The sequence below is a fragment of the Cohnella rhizoplanae genome, assembly GCF_948329515.1.
GTDB lineage: Bacteria > Bacillota > Bacilli > Paenibacillales > Paenibacillaceae > Cohnella > Cohnella rhizoplanae.
The window spans coordinates 67,660-90,566 of record NZ_CAOJCN010000009.1 but is presented as its reverse complement, the minus strand read 5'-3'; the positions used below and the strand labels follow the sequence as shown (position 1 = coordinate 90,566).

General features: G+C 60.8%; 24 protein-coding genes. 17 read left to right on the top strand and 7 right to left on the bottom strand.

Annotated features, from left to right (window positions below; genetic code table 11):
• Window positions 1-14: 14 nt before the first annotated feature.
• From PQG80_RS15110 to PQG80_RS15095, 4 genes are read left to right on the top strand one after another with little or no spacing between them, the layout of a single operon-like run.
• Window positions 15-944: an ABC transporter permease gene (locus PQG80_RS15110; protein ID WP_271752216.1), complete on the top strand. Its 930-nt coding sequence runs from the start codon at window positions 15-17 to the stop codon at window positions 942-944.
• A gap of 3 nt (window positions 945-947) precedes the next feature.
• On the top strand, window positions 948-1,862 hold the full coding sequence (locus PQG80_RS15105) for an ABC transporter permease (RefSeq protein ID WP_271752215.1): 915 nt from the start codon (window positions 948-950) through the stop codon (window positions 1,860-1,862).
• A gap of 13 nt (window positions 1,863-1,875) precedes the next feature.
• Window positions 1,876-2,907: an ABC transporter ATP-binding protein gene (locus PQG80_RS15100; RefSeq protein ID WP_271752214.1), complete on the top strand. Its 1,032-nt coding sequence runs from the start codon at window positions 1,876-1,878 to the stop codon at window positions 2,905-2,907.
• On the top strand, window positions 2,900-3,856 hold the full coding sequence (locus PQG80_RS15095; RefSeq protein ID WP_271752213.1) for an ABC transporter ATP-binding protein: 957 nt from the start codon (window positions 2,900-2,902) through the stop codon (window positions 3,854-3,856). Before PQG80_RS15100 ends, PQG80_RS15095 begins: the two co-directional genes overlap by 8 nt.
• A 583-nt stretch (window positions 3,857-4,439) precedes the next feature.
• On the opposite strand, the gene PQG80_RS15090 is transcribed toward PQG80_RS15095, so the two are convergent.
• A complete protein-coding gene (locus PQG80_RS15090) occupies window positions 4,440-5,108 on the bottom strand; it encodes a DUF559 domain-containing protein (RefSeq protein ID WP_271752212.1) in 669 nt (222 codons plus the stop codon).
• Window positions 5,109-5,252: 144 nt separating this feature from the next.
• On the bottom strand, window positions 5,253-6,155 hold the full coding sequence (locus PQG80_RS15085) for an aldo/keto reductase (RefSeq protein ID WP_271752211.1): 903 nt from the start codon (window positions 6,153-6,155) through the stop codon (window positions 5,253-5,255).
• Between the two features lie 331 nt (window positions 6,156-6,486).
• Here PQG80_RS15085 and trhA point away from each other — a divergent pair, with 331 nt between their 5' ends.
• From trhA to PQG80_RS15055, 6 genes are all read left to right on the top strand, one after another.
• Window positions 6,487-7,134: a PAQR family membrane homeostasis protein TrhA gene (gene trhA, locus PQG80_RS15080; protein ID WP_271752210.1), complete on the top strand. Its 648-nt coding sequence runs from the start codon at window positions 6,487-6,489 to the stop codon at window positions 7,132-7,134.
• Window positions 7,135-7,197: 63 nt separating this feature from the next.
• On the top strand, window positions 7,198-8,784 hold the full coding sequence (locus tag PQG80_RS15075) for a GGDEF domain-containing protein (protein ID WP_271752209.1): 1,587 nt from the start codon (window positions 7,198-7,200) through the stop codon (window positions 8,782-8,784).
• Between the two features lie 94 nt (window positions 8,785-8,878).
• Window positions 8,879-9,718, top strand: coding sequence for a sugar phosphate isomerase/epimerase family protein (locus tag PQG80_RS15070; protein ID WP_271752208.1), 840 nt, complete (start codon window positions 8,879-8,881; stop codon window positions 9,716-9,718).
• A gap of 173 nt (window positions 9,719-9,891) precedes the next feature.
• On the top strand, window positions 9,892-11,196 hold the full coding sequence (locus PQG80_RS15065) for an AAA family ATPase (protein WP_271752207.1): 1,305 nt from the start codon (window positions 9,892-9,894) through the stop codon (window positions 11,194-11,196).
• A gap of 101 nt (window positions 11,197-11,297) precedes the next feature.
• The gene (locus PQG80_RS15060) at window positions 11,298-12,587 is read left to right on the top strand and encodes a homocysteine synthase (protein WP_271752206.1); all 1,290 of its coding nucleotides are present in this window, start codon (window positions 11,298-11,300) and stop codon (window positions 12,585-12,587) included.
• A 137-nt stretch (window positions 12,588-12,724) separates the two neighbouring features.
• Entirely contained in the window at window positions 12,725-13,663 is a 939-nt protein-coding gene (locus tag PQG80_RS15055) for a metallophosphoesterase family protein (protein WP_271752205.1), read from the top strand.
• On the opposite strand, the gene PQG80_RS28960 is transcribed toward PQG80_RS15055, so the two are convergent.
• On the bottom strand, window positions 13,554-13,841 hold the full coding sequence (locus PQG80_RS28960) for a hypothetical protein (protein WP_490036333.1): 288 nt from the start codon (window positions 13,839-13,841) through the stop codon (window positions 13,554-13,556). The two genes, PQG80_RS15055 and PQG80_RS28960, sit on opposite strands and share 110 nt — an antisense overlap.
• 151 nt (window positions 13,842-13,992) lie before the next feature.
• Between PQG80_RS28960 and PQG80_RS15050 the strand changes: the two genes are divergently transcribed.
• Window positions 13,993-14,466 carry a DUF1904 family protein gene (locus PQG80_RS15050; RefSeq protein ID WP_271752204.1) on the top strand — a complete coding sequence of 158 codons (474 nt, stop codon included), beginning with the start codon at window positions 13,993-13,995 and terminating at the stop codon, window positions 14,464-14,466.
• A gap of 20 nt (window positions 14,467-14,486) precedes the next feature.
• Window positions 14,487-14,747, top strand: coding sequence for a DUF1294 domain-containing protein (locus tag PQG80_RS15045; RefSeq protein ID WP_090108560.1), 261 nt, complete (start codon window positions 14,487-14,489; stop codon window positions 14,745-14,747).
• Window positions 14,748-14,762: 15 nt separating this feature from the next.
• Here PQG80_RS15045 and PQG80_RS15040 read toward each other — a convergent pair whose 3' ends face one another.
• Entirely contained in the window at window positions 14,763-15,827 is a 1,065-nt protein-coding gene (locus tag PQG80_RS15040; RefSeq protein WP_271752203.1) for an LCP family protein, read from the bottom strand.
• 254 nt (window positions 15,828-16,081) lie between these two features.
• Between PQG80_RS15040 and PQG80_RS15035 the strand changes: the two genes are divergently transcribed.
• The 4 genes from PQG80_RS15035 to PQG80_RS15020 all read left to right on the top strand — a co-directional run bounded on the left by PQG80_RS15035 (window position 16,082) and on the right by PQG80_RS15020 (window position 19,025).
• The gene (locus PQG80_RS15035) at window positions 16,082-16,429 is read left to right on the top strand and encodes a Dabb family protein (protein WP_271752202.1); all 348 of its coding nucleotides are present in this window, start codon (window positions 16,082-16,084) and stop codon (window positions 16,427-16,429) included.
• On the top strand, window positions 16,419-17,180 hold the full coding sequence (locus tag PQG80_RS15030; protein ID WP_271752201.1) for an SDR family NAD(P)-dependent oxidoreductase: 762 nt from the start codon (window positions 16,419-16,421) through the stop codon (window positions 17,178-17,180). Before PQG80_RS15035 ends, PQG80_RS15030 begins: the two co-directional genes overlap by 11 nt.
• Window positions 17,181-17,354: 174 nt before the next feature.
• Window positions 17,355-17,990 (top strand): TVP38/TMEM64 family protein, encoded by a 636-nt coding sequence (locus tag PQG80_RS15025; protein WP_271752200.1) that lies wholly within the window; start codon window positions 17,355-17,357, stop codon window positions 17,988-17,990.
• Between the two features lie 366 nt (window positions 17,991-18,356).
• Complete coding sequence (locus tag PQG80_RS15020; protein WP_271752199.1) at window positions 18,357-19,025, top strand: helix-turn-helix domain-containing protein; 669 nt, start codon at window positions 18,357-18,359, stop codon at window positions 19,023-19,025.
• A 38-nt stretch (window positions 19,026-19,063) separates the two neighbouring features.
• On the opposite strand, the gene nagA is transcribed toward PQG80_RS15020, so the two are convergent.
• From nagA to PQG80_RS15005, 3 genes are read right to left on the bottom strand one after another with little or no spacing between them, the layout of a single operon-like run.
• Window positions 19,064-20,263, bottom strand: coding sequence for an N-acetylglucosamine-6-phosphate deacetylase (gene nagA, locus PQG80_RS15015; protein ID WP_271752198.1), 1,200 nt, complete (start codon window positions 20,261-20,263; stop codon window positions 19,064-19,066).
• The gene (gene nagB / locus PQG80_RS15010) at window positions 20,260-20,988 is read right to left on the bottom strand and encodes a glucosamine-6-phosphate deaminase (protein WP_271752197.1); all 729 of its coding nucleotides are present in this window, start codon (window positions 20,986-20,988) and stop codon (window positions 20,260-20,262) included. Before nagB ends, nagA begins: the two co-directional genes overlap by 4 nt.
• Window positions 20,985-21,848 (bottom strand): MurR/RpiR family transcriptional regulator, encoded by an 864-nt coding sequence (locus PQG80_RS15005; RefSeq protein WP_271752195.1) that lies wholly within the window; start codon window positions 21,846-21,848, stop codon window positions 20,985-20,987. The genes nagB and PQG80_RS15005 overlap by 4 nt, the downstream gene beginning before the upstream one ends.
• A gap of 187 nt (window positions 21,849-22,035) precedes the next feature.
• Between PQG80_RS15005 and PQG80_RS15000 the strand changes: the two genes are divergently transcribed.
• Window positions 22,036-22,851: a methyltransferase domain-containing protein gene (locus tag PQG80_RS15000; RefSeq protein WP_271752194.1), complete on the top strand. Its 816-nt coding sequence runs from the start codon at window positions 22,036-22,038 to the stop codon at window positions 22,849-22,851.
• Window positions 22,852-22,907 lie beyond the last annotated feature (56 nt).

Genomic DNA, 22,907 nt, shown 5'->3' with positions numbered 1-22,907 from the left:
AGGGAGGGTTTTCCATGCTGAAGTATACCTTGCGCAGATTCATGTACATGATTATTACGCTGTGGGTCGTCGTTACCGTCACGTTTTTCCTGATGAAGCTGTTGCCGGGCAATCCGTTCGGCGAGAACGCATCGAAGCTGTCGCCCGAGAATCTGCAGATTTTGCGGGAGCAATACGGCCTGGACAAACCCGTCTGGCAGCAGTACCTGAAGTACATGGGCCAAGTGGTTCAAGGGGACCTCGGCGTCTCCTATCAATACCCGACGCGCGACGTCGTCGAGATCATCAAGCACAACTTCCCGGCATCGCTCGAATTGGGTGTCGAATCTTTGATTTTCGCCATCATCATCGGCTTATTACTTGGCATTTTCGCGGCGCTGAAGCACAACAAGGCCGGGGACTACTCCGCGATGCTTATCGCCATTATCGGAATCTCCGTACCTTCGTTCGTTATCGGGCCGCTGCTCTCATACTTTGTCGGCGTTAAGTGGGGGATACTGCCGCCCGGACTGTGGAACGGTCCCGAGCATCGCGTGCTGCCCGCGCTGGCGCTATCGTTCGGCACCATCGCCATCCTCGCGCGCATGATGCGGGCTTCGATGCTGGACGTCGCCAGCCAGGATTATATTAAGACCGCCAAGTCCAAGGGCATCCGCGGCAACGGCATCGTATGGAATCACATGATCCGCAACGCCATTCTTCCGGTCGTCACCATTCTCGGTCCGATCGCGGCCAACGTCGTCACCGGCACGCTCGTCGTCGAGACGATCTTCTCGGTGCCGGGACTCGGCCATCAGTTCGTGCAGTCGATCCTGACGACGGACTATACGATGATCGCGGGGCTGGCGATTTTCTATGCGGCCATCCTGATCTTCGTCATGTTCATCACGGATATCGCGTACGGCCTGGTCGATCCGCGGATTCGGTTAGGGAAGGGGAGATAGACAATGGACAACATCGCCAAGAGCCAATTCGAGCCGGCGGTCAAGTCAGGCGACAGAGAAGCGATCCTTCGCCCTTCCGTCAGTTACTGGCAGGACGCCTGGAGGCGTCTTAAGAAAAACAAGCTGGCCATGGCCGGACTTTTCGTAATGATCGTCGTCACGCTGCTCGCCCTCATCGTGCCTCTCGTCAGCGGCTACGACTATGAGACGCAGAACGCCAGCGCCGTCAATCTTCGCCCTTCGGCCGATCACTATTTCGGCACGGACGATTTCGGCCGCGATTTGTGGACGCGCGTTTGGTGGGGCGCCCGCATTTCTCTGTTCATCGGCATCATGGCCGCGCTGCTCGACCTCGTGATCGGCGTGCTGTACGGCGGCATCTCCGCTTACTTCGGCGGCAAGGTCGACAACTTCATGCAGCGCTTCATCGAAGTTATCTACTCGATCCCGTACCTGCTGCTCTCCATCCTGCTGCTGATGGTGCTCGGGCCGGGCGTATCGACGATCATATTGGCCTATGCGATCACAGGCTGGGTCTCCATGGCCAGACTCGTGCGCGGGCAGATGCTCGTGCTCAAGGAGCAAGAATTCGTATTGGCAGCCAGAGCGCTGGGCGCCAAGCCGTTCCGCATTATCCTGAAGCATCTGATTCCGAACGCGCTGGGCGTTATCGTCGTTCAGATTACGTTCGTCGTGCCGACCGCCATCTTCGCCGAAGCCTTCCTGAGCTTCATCGGCCTCGGCATCAAGCCGCCGCTGGCTTCGCTGGGCAACCTGCTGAGCGACGGCGCGGCATATATGCGTTACCATCCGCATCGTCTCGTGTTCCCGACGATCGTATTCAGCTTGATTCTGCTTAGCTTCAACCTGCTCGGGGACGGCCTGCGGGACGCACTCGATCCTAAGATGAGAAAATAAGGAGGAGAGTCCGATGAGCACGCCTCTATTGGAAGTGAACAACCTGCGCGTATCGTTCAAGATGCATGCGGGCGAGGTACAAGCGGTTCGCGGCGTCTCCTTTACACTGGATAAAGGCGAAGTGCTCGCGATCGTCGGAGAGTCGGGCAGCGGCAAGTCCGTCACGGCCCAGACGCTCATGCGTCTGACCCCGACCCCTCCCAGCTATATCAAGGAAGGCTCCATTCTGTACGAAGGCAAGACGGACATCACTAAGCTGAGCGAAGCGCAGATGCGCAAGGTTCGCGGCGCGGAGATGGGCATGATCTTCCAGGATCCCATGACCTCGCTCAATCCGACGATGACCGTGGGCATGCAGATCGCCGAGGGGATCCGCAAGCACGAGAAGCTGTCGAAGAAGGTGGCGCTCGCCCGCGCGGTCGAGTTGCTCAAGCTCGTCGGCATGTCCAATCCGGAAGGCCGCATTCATCAATATCCGCATGAGCTGTCGGGCGGCATGCGGCAGCGCGTCATGATCGCGATCGCGCTGGCCTGCCATCCGAAGCTGCTGATCGCGGACGAGCCGACGACGGCGCTCGACGTGACGATCCAGGCGCAGATCATGGACGTCATGCGCGACGTGCAAGAGAAGACCGGGACGTCCATTATTCTGATTACGCACGATCTCGGCGTCGTGGCCGAGCTCGCGCAGCGCGTCATCGTCATGTACGCAGGGCAGGTAGCCGAGCAAGGCAGCCTGCACGATATCTTTTATAATCCTCGTCATCCTTATACCTGGGGACTGCTGAAGTCGGTGCCTCGACTCGACAGCGACAGGAACAGCGATCTGTCGTCGATTCCCGGCACGCCTCCGGACCTGTACGCGCCTCCCAAGGGCTGCGCGTTCGCGGCCCGCTGCCCGTACGCCATGAAGCTGTGCCTGGAAAACGACCCGCCTCAGTTCGAGATCGACGGCCCGGCGCACACGGCGAAGTGCTGGCTGAATCATCCGGACGCCCCCAAGGTAGACAGGCCGATCGAGACAGGGGGTGCCGCACATGTCTGATGCGCCTATTTTAGAGTTGACGGATCTGCGCAAGCATTTCAATCTGTCCGGCGGACGCGTGCTGAAGGCCGTCGACGGCCTGAACTTCAACGTGCGCCGCGGCGAGACGTTCGGCCTGGTCGGCGAGTCCGGCTGCGGCAAGTCCACGGCGGGACGCACGATCATGCAGCTGTACGAGCCGACGTCGGGCAGCATCAAGTTCGACGGCCGCGACGTGAGCAGGCTCACGAAGTCCGAACGGATGAAGTTCACCAAGGAAATGCAGATGGTATTCCAGGACCCGTACGCATCGCTCAATCCGCGGATGACCGTCGGCAAGATCATCGGCGAAGGCCTCGAGATCCACGGCCTAGCCAGCGGCCGCAAGCGGACCGAACGCGTCGCCGAGCTGCTGGACGCCGTCGGCCTGAACGAAGAGCATGCCAACCGGTTCCCGCACGAATTCTCCGGCGGGCAGCGCCAGCGGATCGGCATCGCGCGCGCGCTTGCCATCGAGCCCAAGTTCATCGTCGCCGACGAGCCGATCTCCGCGCTCGACGTATCGGTGCAGGCCCAGGTCGTCAACCTGTTCAAGAAGCTGCAGCGCGAGCGCGACCTGACGTATCTGTTCATCGCGCACGATCTGGCGATGGTCAAGCATATCTCGGACCGCATCGGCGTCATGTACCTGGGCAAGCTGGTCGAGGTCGCCGACTCCGACGAGCTCAACGCCAACCCGCTGCACCCGTATACGCAGTCGCTGCTGTCCGCGATCCCGCTGCCCGATCCCGAGCAGCAGAAGTCGCGCGAGCGCATCATTCTGAAGGGCGAGATTCCGAGCCCGCTGAATCCGCCGAGCGGCTGCCCGTTCCGCACGCGCTGCCCGCACGCGATGGACGTATGCGCCCAGACGATGCCCGAGTTCAAGGAAGTCAAGCCGGGCCACTTCGTCGCCTGCCATCTCTATTAATCAATCGAACGAAGCGCGCCGGAGGATACGCCTCCGGCGCGTTTTTTTGCTCATGCCTTCTGTGCCGCGAACCTCCGCGAGCCTCGCAATCTCCCGCGCCGCGCGACCGCGCCCACGATTCCGCGAACCTCCGCGCCATCGCGCCCCCCCCCGCGCCTTCGCGAATCCGCGAGCCTCTGCGCCCTCGCGATTCCGTTGCCTTATCCTCCGCGCCGAGTCGCGGTACAAAGTCCTGCAGCCCATCATGTCGAACGCCGGGCGCCGGGCGCCGTGAGCGATTAACTGCATAAATACATTTATTACTCATGCGACCGTGCGTGCGATTCCATTAGCTGCATATATACATTTAATTCGACCAGAGACGCTTTTTTAATTACTTCCGCACCATATTAACTGTACTTTTACAACTAACATCGCCATTCGTGCCTCTCCCCACGTAAATAACTGCACTTTTACACTTATTTCTCCGCAAATTCACCGACAAAATTCTCCGACAAAATTCTCCGACAAAATTCATCAACGCTTGTTCCTCATCCTCCTGTGCCGAAGCGGCATCATAGAATGCATGTTGGTACATCGCACATTACAGGTGTCTCCACGCCGACTCGTTCGGTTCGTATCGCACGATGCGATTGCCGTCCGGTCCCCGTTCGGCTGAGAATAGCCCTCGGGCGCATAAAGCCGTCATAGCACGGACTGCGGTACGATGGTTGATGCGAAGGTAATTTTCGATATCGAGCGGACGAAGCGGACGCGCCAGCAGAGCGGCCAGGCGTATGATTTCCCGTTCAATCAGCGTAGTTAGTCCATGCGGATTTGCTTCGGCTTGGTAGCGGCTGAGCAGCAGACGCAGCAGCGTCACGCACAGCTCCGGCCTCGCGACGACATCGTCGTATGCGAAGCAAACGACCTGATAACCCATCGCGGTCAGGAACGTCTCGCGATTCAGCTCGTTGCAATACTTCTGCCTGTCCATGTCGCGGACGTGCGGCCCGAAGCCCTTGATCTCGATGACGAGCTTCACTGCCGGCCCGATCCACACGAAGTCGCAGAAATAGGACAAGCCGCGCCAATCCCGTACTTCATACTCAGGATGCAAGCCTTCAAAGTTGCCGCGCAGCTTCCACCATACGTTTTTACAGAACAGCTTCTCCGCCTCCCGGTGCCCGCGTTCCAACCTTCCTTTCCGCTCGCCCGTTCTCTTTGACAAATGCGCCGCGATAAAAGCCTCGTGCGCCCGCTCGAATCCCATCGTTCCCGACCTCCCGCATCCATTAAAAAACGCCCCGTCGGCACTCCCCGGAGGGCATGCAGGCGGGACGTTCTTCGTCTTTGTCTCGAATGCTTTAATTATAGGGAACGCACGCGCTTACTTCAATATTCGCTGTGAACTCGGTTACGTCAATCCGGCCCACGCCGGCTCCTGAACCTCCAGCCAGCGGTTGCGGATGTCGAGAATCTCGCGGTCGGGGAGTTTGCCCTTCGCCGCATATCCGATGTTCTGTCGGAAGTGGTCGATATTAGTCGTGCCTACGATCGCAGTATCGATGTAAGGGACCGAGAGGACGAAGCGCAGCGCCTTCTCGGCGATGGCGTCCGAGTCGTTTTGCAGGAATGGGTAATTCAGCTTCTGCAGCCGCTCCACGTACGGATCCGGCGCGTTCTCGAGGCCCTGCCTGACCCAGACGGCGTTCGCGATCGGACGCTTGGCGATGATGCCCATGTCGCGCTTGGCCGCCTCGCTCACCGTGAGCTGGAGCGCCTCCTGATCGGCGATGTTGATCGACGTCTCCAGCGCGTCGAATACGCCCGTGTTCACCGCATAGAGCGCATTCGTGCTGTCGCCACTATAGCCGATGTACCTCGTCAGCCCCTCGCGCTTCAGCTCTCGCAGCGCTTCGATCAGCTCTCCCTGCCGGAGCACGGCCTCGGAGCAGCTGTGGATCAGCATCAGATCGACATAATCCGTCTTCAGATTGCGCAGCGTACGCTCGATGCTTGGCCGCACGTTGCGCGCATCCCATTCGGGGTAGGGCAACCCTACGGACTCGCCCTCGCCAAGCTTGCTGAATACGTAATACTCGCTCCTGCGGCCCGAGACATACTTGCCGATGAGGCTCTCGCTGCCCTTGTAGCTGATGGCAGAGTCGAGCACGTTGACGCCTTCGTCGAGCAGCGTATTCAGCAGCGTGTCGACCTCTTGTTCGCTTGCCTTGGAACTATCCATGCCGATCTCGGCGCTGCCGAAGCCGAGCACCGACACCTTCATGTCCGTTTTGCCGAAACTGCGCGTCTCCAATTCGATTCCCTCCCATTGACCGATTCTTGATCGATTCGATCGAGCTTGCTGCGTTTGAACCTACCCCTTTTTGTACCCCTGTTGCCCTTCGTTTACTCACGCGCGCCGCCATTTTCCCGCATCCGTCGCTCACCCTTGGGCGCGTGTCGGCATATGGTGATAGCAGACCGAAGGGGATAGAAGCGAGTAAGCGCTTACGGCTCCGCACCGCCTACCGTACAGCCTCCGCTATCGCCTTAGTCCCGTCTCCGTTGTGCCGCCGGTTTCGTTTTTCCAGATGCCGGTGTTAAAATAATAGGAGCCAGTCCGCATTCGGAAGGAGATCTCGAATATGGCAAACACCTATGTATACACCCGCAGAGAAGAAGTGGCCAACGCCATTACGCATGGCCTGGGCGCCGTGCTGAGCGTATCCGCGCTCACGATTCTGATCGTATACGCCAGTCTGTACGGCACGGCGTGGCACGTGGCGACCTTTGCGGTCTACGGCACGACGATGCTGCTCCTATATACCGCGTCGACGCTTGTGCACGCGCTTCAGGAAGGCAAGCTGAAGGATCTGTTCGAGACCTTCGATCACTCCTGCATCTATTTGTTCATCGCCGGCACCTATACGCCGATTTTATTGACCTTGCTCCGCAGTCCGCTCGGCTGGACGCTCTTCGGCCTCGTATGGGGGCTGGCCGTGGGCGGCGTCATTTTCAAGGCTTTCTTTACGAAAAAGTTTCTGTATCTGTCCACGCTGGTCTATATCCTGATGGGCTGGATGATCGTGTTCGCATGGGGACCGTTGACCGAGGCGCTGTCGACAGGCGGCATGCGGCTGCTCATCGGCGGCGGACTGCTGTATACGGTAGGCGCATTATTCTACGTGTGGCGCGGCTTTCCTTACCATCATGCCATCTGGCACCTGTTCGTGCTCGGCGGTACGATCGCGCATTTTTTCGCGATTCTCCTGTTCGTTCTGCGAATTTACTAATATTTCCCCGGAAATTGTCCGGCCAAGCGATTTATACCGCTATCACGCGCGAGGAGCGCTGCCATGATTAACACACTCATCGCGAATTTCGCATTGCTGACCGCCTTTTTATTTTTCTTTAACGCGTTGTTCGGCAAGCATGACGGTCAAGGGATCGCCCCTAGACGGATCGTCGTAAGCGGGGCCGTCTCCTACGGGGCGTTCGCCCTGGTGCTGATGTACTTCAGCGTGCGGCTGGACGGAGACACGCTGCTCGACTTCAGGCAGCTCATGATCATATGCTCGGCGGCCTTCGGCGGACCGCTCGCTTCGCTGATTACGGCGGCGATCGTGATGCTGGGCCGCCTCGTCATGTTCGGGGGCGTCAACGACGCTTCGCTGATCGGCGCGGGTTCGGCGCTCGTCCTCGCCGTAGGCAGCGGCGCGCTGTCGCGGGCGCTGCCCAGGAACGGCGCGCGGTTCTGGCTCTACTCGACCGCGCTCTGCATGCTATGCACGGCGGTTACTTTCGCTGTACTGCTCGGCGAGCAGGCACTGGAAGTTTTGCCTCCGTTTTTTCTGATCATGATCGTAGGCGGTACGTTCGTCGCCGGCTTGACGTCTTATTTCTCGACCGCCAACCGCCTGCAGCTGGAGCTCAGATCGAGCGAGCGCCGATACCGGCAGCTCCATATGCTGCAGCAGTCGATCCTTCAGTCCGCTTCCGAAGTGGCGATCGTCGCGGCCGATCTGACCGGCCGCGTCACGCTGTTCAATCGAGGAGCGGAGAAGCTGCTCGGCTACAAGGCGGACGACGTCGTCGGACTTCACTTGCCGCCGGCGCCGGCCGGCGCCGCGCGTGCCTCGGACAAGCCCCGCGGCGCCGCGACGCCCCCTAAGGGCGACCGTAGCATGGAGGCGATGTCCGCGTTCGTGCACCGGATGATGTACGGACGCCCGGAAGAACACGAATGGACGATCCAGCGCCGGGACGGCACCGCCTTCGTAGCCAGCGTCATTGTGTCCCACGTGCTCGACTCGGACGGGGAGGCGATCGGCTACATGAGCGTTTCCACCGATATCACCGAGCGCAAGCTCGCCGAGGAGAAGCTGAAGGAGGCCAACGACCTGCTTCGCAAGCTCTCTCTGCTCGACGGCTTGACGGGCATCGCGAACCGTCGCCGCTTCGATCAGGCGCTGAAGTCGGCGTGGGCCGCGGCAGCCTCGGAGCGTGGGCGGGTGGCGCTGATCCTGTTCGATATCGACTATTTTAAAAAGTACAATGACGCCTACGGCCACCAGACTGGAGACGAATGTCTGATTCGTGTGGCCGCGGCGGCGGGCGAATGCCTGCGCCACGACGGAGATACCGTCGCCCGGTACGGCGGAGAGGAATTCGCGGCGATCCTGCCCGGCGCCGATGCCGAGGAGGCGGGCGAGGTGGCCGAGCGGATCCGGGCCGCTGTCTGCGGGCTCGGCATTCCGCATATGGACTCGCCGGAGCGCATCGTCACGTTAAGCTTGGGCTTCGCCAGTCTGTCGCCTGACGCTGCCTGGGACGAGCAGCGGCTCGTCGCGCTTGCGGACGGCGCGCTCTACGAGGCCAAGCAGTCCGGCAGGAACCGGGCCGTAGAGGCGGTTCCGCTCGCAACCGGGCGCCAGGCCGACTGAGCGCGCATCATGCGCCGATTTTGTTTGGAATGCATTTGCCTGGTTTAAATAGGGGTAAGCGGTTCATCCATGCTCGGCGGAGGGGGCGATAACCTTGCAGCATCATGTCAACAGCTGGTCTTTCGAAAGATGGATGGGGCCGCTGTCGTACGTGGAATGGGATTCGGAAGCTTCGGCATTTACGACGCAAACGGACGATCATCCCGAACGGCTCGGCCTAGCGGAGCTGATCGGCAAACTGGGCGCGGAAGGTTATGCCGGCATAGAGCTGGCGTATCCGCATCTTAAGGATCGATCTGCGGCGGGACTCGCCGAGCTCAGGCGCCTCGCGGGACTCGCGGGCGTAGAACTGAATTCGCTGCTGCTCGACTTCGGCGATCCCGGCACGGCGGACGAGCGCCGGCGCGACGCGGAGATGCAGTTGTATCGCCACTGGATCGACGCGGCGGCTGAGGCGGGCTTCAGGCGGGTGCGCATCGGCGCCGGGTCGGCAAGCCCGGACGATGAAGCCGCTTTTGCCCGCGCGGCGGACACGCTCAGGCTGCTGTCCGCCTATGCCGAGCACGCGGGCATCCGGGTCGTCACGGAGAATCTCGGCTCGCTGCTCGGCAGCGCAGGCCAAGTCCTCCGCATGCTGAGAGAGACGGGCGGCCAAGTCGGGCTCACGGCGGACTTCGGCAACTTCAAGGACGACAAGTACCGCCAGCTCGAGGAGATCCTGCCATCGGCCGAGACGGTGCATGCCAAGGCGAGAGAGGACGGCGGCGGACAGCTGGACTCGATGGACTTCAGAAGATGCGTAGAAATCGCCAGACGGGCGGGCTACGCGGGACCGCTGTCGCTGACTTATCTGGGCGAAGGCGATCCCTGGGCCAAGCTTGCGGAGATGCGCGAGCTGGCGGCGATCGAGCCGTCTAACCCCAGACCCCTGTAACGCTGCCGCATGAAATGAAAAGAATACCTACAAGGCCGTATACAGCCCGCACGCTTCGGTCATCGAAGTTACGATCATGCGCGCCTTGAAAAGCCGCGGGCGGACGCCTGCGGTTTTTTGCTACTTTTCGACGCCGCGAACGATCATTCGGACTTTCCAAGGAGGAATTTGGCATGCAGACAGGACCGACCGCCGTTAAGACCCCGGCATTCGTCGCTTCTTACGATTATAGGGCTCAGGAAGGGACGGAGCGCTACTTCGACTACGCGAGGACCGTCGCGAGAATCTCCGGCCTGCTCTCGGACCGTTTCGGATGCGAGTTCAAGCGCTACGATCAGGCCGACCAGGGGGATGTATGGGACGGATTGGCCGAGGACATCGAGTCGGATTATCCGGGGCTCATCCATGTTGCCTCCGTCTTCGATCTGGTCGAATCCAGGAAAATATCATTCGAGCCCAGCCTCGGCGAGGCCAACTACCGGATGCGGCCCTCGATCCGCAACAACCTGTTCGCTTATCCGGAATATCGCGTGGCGCTGGTCCGCATGCCGATGCTCGTCCACTTGGGTCTGCTGGCGACCGAGGACTTAATCTTCGCGCCCGACGACGAGCAGTTGAGCGCCTGTCTTCAGGCGATGCAGCTGCGGCGCTCGGAGGAACGCAAGATGCACGTGTACACCGACACGCGCGAGGGTCTCCAGCATTGCCGCGAGCCGATCTCCCAGGCGCTGACCCGGGAAGAGGTCATGATGGACGAGACGCTCAAGCAGCAGATTTTCCGCTCCGTCGACGAGTTTTTCGGCGGGGACCGGACCTTTTTTGAACAATACCAGATTCCCTACAAGCGAGGTATTCTGCTATACGGCAAGCCGGGCAACGGCAAGACGACGCTCGTCAAGTCGATCGCCGGCAGCGTGGAGTCGCCCGTCTCCTACTGGCAGATTACCGAATATACGAACAGCGAATCGATCCGCGAGGTATTCGCCGCCGCCGTCAAGCAGGCGCCCGCCGTGCTCGTCATCGAGGATATCGATTCGATGCCGGATTCGTGCCGTTCGTTCTTCTTGAACATTCTGGACGGAGCAACGGCCAAGGAGGGCGTGTTCCTCATCGGCACGACCAATTATCCGCAGAAGATCGACCCTGCATTGATCAACCGGGCCGGCCGGTTCGACCGCGCTTACGAGGTGAAGCTGCCGGACGAGGCGATGCGCCTGGCATATCTGCGTCGCAAGGGGCTGGCGGAGTTGGCCGGAGAGGAGCAGGCCATCCATGCGGCGGAGCACTCCCAAGGGTTCTCGTTCGCCCAACTGAACGAGCTGTACGTGTCCGCCGCGCTCCAGAAGCGCTACGAGGATCGCATCGACCTGGAGCAGCTGGTGCTCGGCCTGCGCAGCGATCTCGACAAGGGACGCAAGCGGGATTGGCTGAACGGTACCGACTGGGGCGGACCGTCCAATCGCATTGGATTCCAATAAAATTACTAGGAATTATAAGACGCTTGCAGGAATTGGGCGACAAAACTCGAATTGATAGTTTGTCGAAACTTACCAATTCTCGAGGAGCGTGAGCAAGCACGATGTCAGAGCAAAACTACCAACCCGAAACGCTGGCCGTCCATGCCGGCCAACAGATCGATCCGACGACCCTATCGCGCGCAGTGCCGATCTATCAGACTTCGTCCTACGGCTTCCGCGACGCGGAGCACGCGGCCAACTTGTTCGCGCTGAAGGAATTCGGCAATATCTATACGCGTCTCATGAATCCGACGTCGGACGTGTTCGAGAACCGCATCGCGGCGCTCGAAGGCGGCGCGGCCGCACTCGCGACGGCTTCCGGCCAGGCGGCCATTACTTATTCGATCCTGAACATCGCGGGCGTGGGCGACGAAGTCGTATCGGCCTCCACGCTCTACGGCGGCACTTATAACCTGTTCTCCACGACGCTGCCCAAGCTGGGCATCAACGTTAAGTTCGTCGACGGCTCCGATCCCGAGAACTTCCGGGCGGCGATCACGGACAAGACCAAGGCGCTCTACGCCGAGACGATCGGCAACCCGAAGGGCGACGTGCTCGACATCGAAGCGGTCGCCAAGATCGCGCACGAGAACGGCATCCCGCTCATCGTGGACAATACGTTCCCGAGCCCGTATCTGCTGCGTCCGATCGAATGGGGCGCGGATATCGTCGTGCACTCCGCGACGAAGTTCATCGGCGGCCACGGCACTTCGATCGGCGGCGTCATCGTCGACGGCGGCAAGTTCGACTGGGCGGCCAGCGGCAAGTTCCCGGGGCTCACGACGCCCGATCCGAGCTATCACGGCGTGGTCTACGCCGATGCGGTCGGACCGATCGCCTATATCATCAAGGCGCGCGTGCAGCTCATGCGCGACATGGGCGCGGCGATCTCGCCGTTCAACTCGTTCCTGCTGCTGCAGGGCCTCGAGACGCTGCATCTGCGCATGGAACGCCACAGCTCCAATGCGCTCGAGGTGGCCCGTTATCTGGAGAACCACCCGCATGTCGAGTGGGTCAGCTATACCGGCCTGCCGAGCCATGAATCGTACGAGCTCGCCAAGAAGTACCTGCCCAAGGGACAAGGCGCGATCCTCACGTTCGGCATCAAGGGCGGCGCCGAAGCGGGCAAGAAGCTCATCTCGAGCGTCAAGCTCCTGTCTCATCTGGCCAACGTCGGCGATTCCAAGTCGCTCATCATCCATCCGGCCAGCACGACGCATCAGCAGCTGACCGAAGAGCAGCAGTTCGCGAGCGGCGTCAATCCGAACCTGATCCGCCTGTCGATCGGCACGGAATCGATCGTCGATATTCTGGCGGATCTCGGCCAGGCGATCGAAGCGAGTCAGCAATAAGGCAAGCGACGGTATGACAGACAAAACGATCTTTGCGGTCGCCCGGCGGCCGCGGAGGTCGTTTTCCTGCGCTTGGGGAATATATATCGATTAGGCGACGGAAGGCAGCGCGATCGGCAAGGGGAAGGCGGCCGGATATGGACAGCAAGCTTCGATTCCGCAAGGACGGGACGTTCAAAATCGTGCAATTCACCGATCTGCACTGGCAGAACGGCGAAGCGGAGGATCTCAGGACACAGCGGCTGATGGAGCGGGTCCTCAGCGAAGAAAAGCCGGACTTGGTCGTCTTCACGGGCGATCTCGTCTTCAGCCTGGGCTGCCGGGACGCTTATGCTTCGGCCGCGCAGGCCGTATCTGCGGTAGCCGGGAGCGGGACGCCGTGGGCGGCGGTCTTCGGCAACCACGACAGCGAAGGCGGCGTGTCGAGGGACCGGCTCATGGAGACGCTCGCCGGGCAGCCGGGATGTCTGGCCAGCGCGGGGCCGGAAGCGATTCATGGCGTCGGCAATTATGCGCTTACCGTGACAGGGGCAGGCGGCGGGACCAAGCTCGTTCTCTATTTTCTGGACTCGGGGAGCTATTCGGCGCTGGATCGGATACCCGGGTACGACTGGATACGCGAGGATCAGATCGACTGGTTCAGGGAGCGCGCCGCGGCCTTGCGTCAGCCGCAAGACGGGCCGACAACGCCCTCGCTCGTCTTTTTCCATATTCCGCTGCCCGAATACCGGGAAGTCTGGCGGACGCGCCGCTGCGACGGACGCAGATTCGAGAGCATCTCCTGTCCCAAGCTCAACTCGGGCCTGTTCGCGGCGCTCGCCGAGGCGGGCGGCGTGCTCGGCACCTTTTGCGGGCATGATCACATCAACGACTTCGAAGGCGACCTTTATGGCATTCGGCTGACTTACGGAAGAGCGACGGGCTACCATACGTATGGGAGGTTAGGATTCAAGCGGGGAGCGAGGGTCATCGAGCTGCAAGGAGAAGGCGCGCGCTACGCGACCTGGATTCGGCTGGCCGGCGGCCGCAAGCTGTCCGCGCCGAGAACCCATCTGCCCCTGAAGCCGCGGCAATAAAAAAAGGATCAGCGCCCTCGCTTGTGCCCGGCTTGCGGCAGAAGGAGCGGCGCTGATCGGCCTTCGTGTTCGGTTTGACTTGCGTATACGGCTTGCGGATCCATTCGCTTCGCAGCGCCTCGGGATTCAGCTTGCCCTCCCGCACGGCTTTGCGCCTCGTTTTTTTAGAACCTGACATTCCCATCCGGGAACACCTCCAATGGTTGAGATTAGCTCCGATTGTAACGCATCGTCCTCCGTTCGGCAATACGCCGCTGGCCCGATTCGCCCTGCATGCGCATTACGGACTATAATAGAGATCATGGATAGAGCGAGGAGCGATGCATACGATGCCCCATTTGTACTTTAGAGGCTTGTCGGCCGAACTGGTCCAAGCGATCGGCGTTTCCCTGGAAGAAGAGCTGTCCGCCATCATCGGCTGCGAGACGAGCGATCTGATGATGGAGGTGCTCCATACGACCTGCGTGGCCGGAGGCCGGATCGCGCCTTCGTATCCTTTCGTCGAGGTCGCATGGTTCGAGCGCGGCCGCGAGACGCGGGACGCCGTCGCCCGCAGTCTCGACGCGCATATCCGCGGTCAAGGCGTAGCCGAGGTCGAGATCGCTTTCCGCGCGTACAAGCCGTCCGAGTACTACGCGAACGGAGAGCCGTTCGGCGCCGATCCGGCAGAGGCGGAACTTCAGGCGCTCCGCGCGGACCATGCCAAGCTCAAGGAAGAGCTGGCTCGCGCCCGCAAGGCCGCGGCGACGGCGGCATCCGGCGGCACGATGTCGAGCCGGCTGCGGGACGCGCTCAGAGAGTAGCAAGCGGGAGGAACTTGGACATGATCGTTTTTTATTATCTGCTCGCGGTCAATTTGATCGCCTTTATCATCATGGGCTACGACAAGACGAAGGCGATGCACAAGGAGCGGCGCGTGCCGGAGAAGCGGCTGTTCCTGATCGCGACGATCGGCGGCGCGCTGGGCATGCTGCTCGGCATGCGCTTTTTCCGCCACAAGACAAAGCACCGCTCCTTCACGGCGGGCATTCCTGCGCTGCTCGTGTTGAACGCGGTGCTGGTGATGGTCTGGTTCGGCCGGTGAGGCCTTGCGCCCGGATTATCTGGCGTCTTGCGGATCGGGCGACGGGTCGAGTCCGACGACGTCGGCTAACTTCAGATCGCTAGGCTCATGGATGCCTGCCTCTGCGCGCAGCGCGTCGAGCGCTTGCTCGAGATCGTCTTCCTTCACGATGACGTAGGGGCTCTCCCAGCGGCTCTCGAGCGGCAGCACGTTCAGCGTGTCGGGCTTCATGTCCTTCGCGTTGTAGATGTAGTCGCGGAGGAAGGACTCGGGAATGTCGGTCTGCACGTTTTTGCCGAGCAGGTCGAGGATCTTGCCCCACTGCAGCATGCCCTGGAACGAGGCGAGTTTGTCGGTCAGCTGGCTGAGCACTTGCTGCTGGCGCGCGTTGCGGGCGATGTCCGAGGATTCCCCGGTACCGCGGTTGGACTTGCGGTAGCGAACGAAGTCGAGCGCCTTGGCGCCGTCGAGATGCTGATAGCCCTTTTTCAGGTCGATGTTCGTGCCGTCGGCGTTGTCGACGTATCGCATATCCATATCTACGTCGACGTCCACGCCGCCGACCGCGTCGACGAGCTTGCGAAGGCCGTCGAAATTGATCATGATCATATAATCGATGGGGAAGTCGAACAGGTCGCTGTAGAATTCCTTCGTGTTCTCCATCGCCGTTTCTTTGTCTTTATTGTAGAAGTATGCATAGTAATAATTGGCCTTGTGCGAGCTTAGGTCTTCGGGCTTGAGCTGCAGGTCCCGGGGCAGGGAGATGAGACTCGCTGACTTCGTCACCGGATTCAGGCTGCCGAGCATCAGTACGTCCGTGTTGAGCGTGCCGCCGCTGCCCTCCCGTCGGTCGATGCCGGCCAGCAGGAAGGTCACCGGCTTTTTCATTAAAGTATTGTCGCTCGCGTAGTCCGCGTCCGGCTGCTGTTCGCCGGATGCTCCGGAGGCCGACGAGGAGGGGGACGGAGAAGGGGCAGGCTCGTCGCCCGACATCAGGTTGATGGCATGATTGGCTTTGTAGACCAGGTATCCGGCGTAGCTTCCGACGATGACGACGAGGGCGCACAGGGCGATCCCCGCATATTTTAGGGTTTTGCGCATCCAGGCTCGCTTTTGATCAGGCGTGTTCATATGATCCTCCGCATTAGAATGAATTAGAATCAGGGCAACCCTTTCTATTTTAGGGCAAACGCCCCAAGAGTAAAGAAAGAAATTCCACATTATTTGACGATTCCAAGACGGTTCCGGTTGCGGATTTCGGATAAAGTGCGGACTGTTTTGATCCTTCTCATTTTTGTTATAATAAAAAGGCTGTCTAGCGCTAATAAATTGGATAACGAGAAGGGGATATTGCGATGAGCCAGCCTAACGATACGGTCATCCGTCATCAGGTCATCTTCGATCTCAAGCATGGGAAGGGGTCTGCGGAGGCGGATCGGTTCCTGAAGGACGGTTGGGCTATACTTACCTCCATTCCGGTCGTGCGAAACTTCGAGGCATTCGAGCAAGTCAGTCCCAAAAACGATTATACATACGGCTTCTCTATGGAATTCGCGACGCAGGCGGATTATGACGCCTACAATGCGCATCCCGCGCATGCGGGCTTTGTCGCCGAGCGTTGGGAGAACGAGGTCACCCGATTTCTAGAGATCGACTTTATCCGGGCAAAAGGCGTACAGGAGGTGCAGGACGATGAAAATTGACCTATCCGGCAAGACCGCGCTGATCACCGGCGCAACCGGCCAGCTGGGCCGGGTCATGGCCCGCACGTTGGCGGCGTGCGGCGCGAACGTCGCGATTCACTACCGGGGCAACGCCGCCAAGGCGGATGAGCTGAGGTCCGAGCTCGAGAGCATGGGCGTGCGCGCGCTGACCGTACAGGCGGACGTGACCAAGCTGGACGAGGTGCTATCGATGAAGGAGACGGTAAGCGCCGGACTCGGAGCCGTCGACATCGTCGTGGCTAACGCCGTAATCCAGTATCAATGGACCAGCGTGCTGGAGCAGGCCGTCGAGGACTACGTCGGCCAATTCGAGTCCTGCGTGCTGCAGAGCGTGCATCTGGCCAAGGCGTTCGTGCCGGACATGATCGCGCGGCGCGGCGGACGTATGGTCGGCATCAACACGGAGTGCTCGATGCAGAATTTCCCGACGCAGTCCGCGTACGTCGCGGGCAAGCGGGGGATGGACGGCGTGTACCGCGTGCTGGCCAAAGAGGTCGGCGAGCATCAGATCACCGTCAATCAGGTCGCGCCGGGCTGGACGATTAGCGAGCAGGACCGGATTAACGGTACGGAGCGCAGCGAGTCTTACGAGAGCACGGTCCCGCTCAAGCGGCGCGGCACCGATCAGGAGATCGCCAACGTGGTCGCGTTCCTGGCGTCGGATCTCGCGAGCTTCATCACGGGCGCCTACGTGCCGGTCAGCGGCGGCAACGTGATGCCGTCGATCTGAAGCGTGCGACGGGATGCCGGGGCGCGGCGGATGCCGGCTAGCGGTCGGGCGTCGCGGGGTACGACAGGCAGTCTGCGTCGCGCCTGAGCGCAGACCGGTATGCGTTGGCGGCAGTTCGCTGGAGCGAGGCGCCGCGCACGGCGCGGCGGGCTTATGCACGGGAGCGTGGAATCGTTGAACATCATTCATCAGCTGCAGGAGCTCAAGGAAGAGGACCTGCTCGCATTTCTCGACCAATATCGCTCATTCGGCCCTTTGCCGGGCATTTTGCTCACCTTCTTGAAGTCTTTCATCCCCCCGCTGCCGACCATTCTCATCGTGGGCGTCAACGCGGCGGTGTACGGACTATGGCTGGGCTTCCTCTATTCGTGGATCGGAATCGTGCTCGGATGCCTGGTCACGTTCGCCGTCATCCGCAAGATCGCGGACCGTCCGTATTGGCAGCGATGGGCGGAGCGTCCCCGCGTGAGCAAGGGGATGCGCTGGGTGCGCCGCAATGCGTTCAGCTACGTATTTCTGCTGAGCTTGTTCCCCGTCGGCCCTTTTGTCGTCATCAACATCGCCGCCGCGCTGGCGCGCATGCGGTTCCGCTCGTTCGCGGTCGCGATCCTGTTGGGCAAGGCCGTCATGGTATTTCTCATCTCCTTCATCGGACACGATCCCGCCCGCTTCCTGCGTCATCCGGAAGAAGCGATCTACGCCCTGCTCTTCGTCGCCGCGACATGGTGGGTGGGGCGGAGGGTGGAGGCTTACGGGATACGGCGGTCGGCGGCCGGTGCCGCCGTTCCAGATGAAGAACGATCTGTCTAATCCCCTGGAGACTCCTCCGAAGTAAGTTGTTCATGCCAGAATTGACGGCGAACATTTTTCGTTGTAAGCGACAGATGCGCGGCTACAGAGGGTGAAATTGAAATGTCTGTGCAGTAAGCGAGATAAACGCTGCTGGAACGGAGGGCTGCTGCTGTAAGCGAGAAAAGCGCGGCTGTAGCAGTCAAACTGGCTGAAAATCGCGTTGTAAGCGAGAAAAGCGTTGCTCGAAAGAGGAGTTGGACAAAACCTCGTTGTCCATCGTACAATTGCGGTATATGAAGCGTGAAGCACACGCCGTTCGTCTCCTTCGGAGCGGGCGGCGTTTTTGCGTACCTACGAGGCGATGGTTACAAGGAGAGTAAACGAATGGATCGTATGGAGCACATCAATCGATTTATTGAAAAGCAGCGGGGCGAAGCGCGGGGGATGCGGCGCGAGATGCTAGATAGAAATTTGCATGGTACGCGCCTGTTACTCTCTAATCTTCTACTTCCGGTGCTCAAGTCTCTCGAAGGAATTGAGCTGGAATACGAGATTACGTCGCAAACCGGAGTGAAGCTGTACGCCGATGCATTCCACAAACCGATGAGGCATGTATATGAATGCGAAGGTTACGTGCCCCACGTGGAGCTGATCACAAGGGAGCGACATGACTTCGAGCAAAGCCGAATTAGAACCTTTGCCTCTAAAAAGTTAATTTATATACCGTTCAGCCGCGACGAGCTGGAGAAAAAGCCTGAAGCGTGTCGAAGATCGTTGTATGAAATTATTGGCGATCAAGCGACGCCTCTTGGGCGCAGCCAATTCCAGTCTCTTCATGTGGTGGAGCGCGAATTGCTTCGATTTGCGCTTCGGCTGGCAAAGGCGTTTACCATAAGCGACGCTTGCGATTATCTCAATCTAGGTCAAACATCCGTGCGTAAGCACTTGCGTGGGCTTATGGCTAAAAGGCTCATCGAATCTGTCGGAAAAGGAACGGAACGTTATCACTACTACCAGATTACGAAAGAGGGCAGCGACTGCTTCTTAACGTAAATAACCCCGCGGCAGCGGGGTTCGGGAACATCGGGCAATTAATCCTGCAGCCTGCCGCGCGCCCAGACGCCGCGAAGCTCGAGCGCGTCGTCCAGCAGGAGCACGTCGGCGCTCTTGCCGGCTTCGAGCGAGCCGGTGACGCCGCCGAGCCCGAGCTGCCGTGCGGCATTGCCGCTGGCCATCGCGCTGGCGGACGGAACGTCGATGCCGACCTCGCGCACCATATGGCGGAACGCGCCGATCATGGTCAGCGTACTCCCTGCGAGGTTGCCGCCGTCCTTGAGACGGGCGACGCCGCAGGTCAAGACGACGGGCAGGCCGCCCAGGTCGTAGCCTTCGCCGTCGGGCATGCCGGCCGCCGCCATCGCGTCGGTGACGAGGATGACCTTGGCCGATCCCTTGGCGCGGGTCAGTACCTTGATCGCGGCATGATGGACATGATGGCCGTCCGCGATGACTTCGGCGCTGATCCGGTCGTCTGAGAGGACCGCGCCTACGGTGCCGGGATTGCGGTGGTGCAGCGGCGTCATCGCGTTGTACGTGTGCACGGCATGCCTCAGGCCGCGGTCGGCGGCGGCGACGATCTGCTCGTAGGTCGCGTCGGTGTGACCTGCCGACGGCACGATGCCGTACGATGCCAGGCGCTCGATATAATCGAGCGCCCCCGGCAGCTCCGGCGCCAGCGTCTGCAGCTTCAGCACGCCGGGATAGCGGCCGACCCATTCGTCCAGCCACGCGAGCTGCGGCGGCCCGATGTAGTCGGGATTTTGCGCGCCTTTCCACTTGAGGCTGACGAACGGACCTTCGAGATGCACGCCGAGCACTTGCGCGTATGGCATGTCGCCCGCCATATAGCGGCTCGCGCGGTCGATCATGGCCGTCAGCTCCTCGCGCGAGGCCGTAAGCGAGGTCGCGAGCATGCCGGTCGTCCCGTGCCGCGCGTGGAACCGCGCGATCTCGGCGATGCCCGCCAGCGAATCGTCCGCGTCCATGAAGTCGTGGCCGGCGCCGCCGTGCACGTGGACGTCGACGAAGCCGGGAATCGCCCAGCCGCCCCCGCCGTCGACCCGCTCGGCGTCCGACGCGGCGGACGGCATCGGATCCGACGCTCCGCCGATTGCGGCGATCTCGCCGCCGCGGAGCCAGATCCAGCCGCCGTCCAGGACGCCGCCCGGCGTGACGATTCGCGCGTCCGCGATTAGCGTGCCGCGGCGGCTCTGCCCTTCGCGGCCGCTCATGGCAGCAGCCTCGCGGCCTCGCGGTCGAGCAGCACCGTCAGCCGCGGATGCGTCTGCAGCAGCGAAGCCGGCACGTCCGTCGTGATCGGGCCGGTGAGCGCCCGCTTCACGATCTCGGCCTTGTCCGCGCCGCGGACGACGAGCAGGATCGACTTCGCCTTCAGGATACTGCCGATGCCCATCGTGATCGCCTGCTTGGGCACGTCGTCGATCGAGTCGAAAAAGCGGGCGTTAGCCTTGAGGGTCTCCTCCGCCAGCGTCACGACATGGGTGCCCCGAACGAGGTCCGTATCCGGCTCGTTGAAGCCGATGTGGCCGTTATGTCCGATTCCGAGCAGCTGCAGATCGATCTGTCCCGAGCGCTCGATCATCTCGTCGTAAGCGGAGCACTCGGCAGCGGGATCGGCGGCGTTGCCGTTAGGCAGATGCGCGCTGGCCGAAGGGAGGTCGATATGATCGAACAAATGCTGGCGCATATAAGCATGGTAGCTCTCCGGGTGGTCCTCGGGCAGACCGACATACTCGTCCAGATTGTAGCTGGTGACGTTGCGGAAGCTCACGAGCCCTTGCTTATAATCGCTGACGACCTGCTCGTAAATGCCTACCGGCGTCCCGCCGGTCGCAAGGCCCAGCACCGCCCGCGGATTCGTCTGCACCAGACTGACGATGATGTTCGCGCCTGCTTCGTTAAGTTTTTGGTTATCCTCGAATACCAACAGATTCATGACGGATTCCTCTCCCTTTTGCCTGTATATTGGCGCACGGTCTGGAACGAGCGCTCCAGCCTCGGCACATACTCGTCGAAGTGCTCGCTCACGAGTCCCGTGAACAGCACGTCCACCACGTGAAGCTGGGCGATCCGGGACGCCATGTCGCCGCGCCGCATGCCCGCCTCCGAGGAGGAGGTGAACAGGCGGATGGAGGCGTGCGAGGATAGCGTGGATTGGCCGAAGCGCGTGATGGATATGGTCGTGGCGCCCCGCTCCGCCGCATAGCGCAGGGCGTCGATAATTTCCAGCGTCTCTCCCGAATACGAGATGCCGACCGCGACGTCCCGCCCGGTGAGCGAGGCTGCGGAGGTCAACTGCATATGGTGGTCGGAAAAGACGGCTGCGGCCTTGCCGATCCGGATCAGCTTGTGAAAAAAGTCTTCCGCTACGAGCCCGGACGTCGCGACGCCGTATAGATCGATCCGGCCGGCGCCGTGAAGCGCCGAGATCGCGGAGCGCAGCTGCTGCAGATCGAGCAGGTTGGTCGTATCCGTCAGCGAGCGTACATGATTCGCCGTGATCGCCGACACGATATCCGACAGAGAATTGCCGGCTACGATGTCCTGATATTGGCCTGCCGCAGGCTGGCTCGCGAGCTCCGCCGCCAGCTTCATCTTGAAGTCGGCGAAACTCTGGAACTGCATCGCGCGGCAGAAGCGGGACACGGTGGCGGAGCTCGCGCCCGTCCATTCGGCGAGCTTCGAGATCGTCATGCCGACCGCTTCCTGAGGTTGGGCGAGCAGCTTCTCGGCCAGCTCGCGCTCCTTGGGATGCAGCGTGTCCAGCCGATCTTCGATGGCTTGCAGAATTCCCATGCCGAGGCGCCTCCTGGATTCGCAAGAAAATTAATTACTTCACATCAAGATTATATAAGAAAATAATTTTCTTGTCTAACTATATATGAAAACTATAGAAGTCATAACTATCATCTATTTTTAACAATAAGATAACCCTGCTAAACTAGATAGATAAACGTATTTCCCAGGAAAAGAGGCAGTTGCCATGACAAACGAGAACGCCGGCGTCGGAAATAAAACCGAGCTGAACGGCAAGCTCAAAGACGTACTGAACGCCCGCACTTTAGACGTTTCCTTCCCGAGGCTCGCCGGCATGCTGAGACCGGGCCTGCGCGTGCTCGACGCCGGATGCGGGACGGGCGCCATCGCGAGCGGCATCGCCGCGGCCGTAGGCCCGGAAGGTCTGGCGTCAGGCATCGACAGCAGCGCCTCGCTGATCGAAGAAGCGCGCGCGAGGCACGGAGGTACGCCAAGTCTGACATTCGAGGTCGCGGACGTGTATGGGCTCCTCCCCGAAGAGACGTACGACATCGTCGCCGCTTCGCGTTTGCTCGTCTGGCTGGCCGACCCGGAGCGGGCGCTGCGGAGCCTTGCGGGATGCGCCGCAAAGGGAGGCACGGTGCTGATCGCCGACTACAATCACGAGAAGATCCGGTGGTCGCCAAGTCCGCCCGCCGGCATGAAGCGGTTCTACGAGGCCTATCTAAAGTGGCGCAGCGACGCGGGGCTGGACAATGCGATCGCAGATCGACTGCCTGCCCTAATGCGCGCCGCGGGCCTTCAAGACATTAAGAGCCATGACCAGCACGAAATTATGCGCCGAGAGGATCATGACTTCTACGCCCGTGCCGCCCTGTGGGCGGACACGGCTGCCAGCCGCGGACCGCAGATGGCGCGGGACGGTTACGGCACGGCGGAGGAATGGCGCGCGGCGGAGTCGGAATATAGACGCTGGTGCGCGGAAGAGGGCGAATCGCTGACCATGTACATGCTTGCTGTCGAAGGCGTCAAGCCGATATAAACGTGCCGGAATCTGCCGAAGATTTGGTTCTATGCAGCTGCCGTCCCGCAGGGACG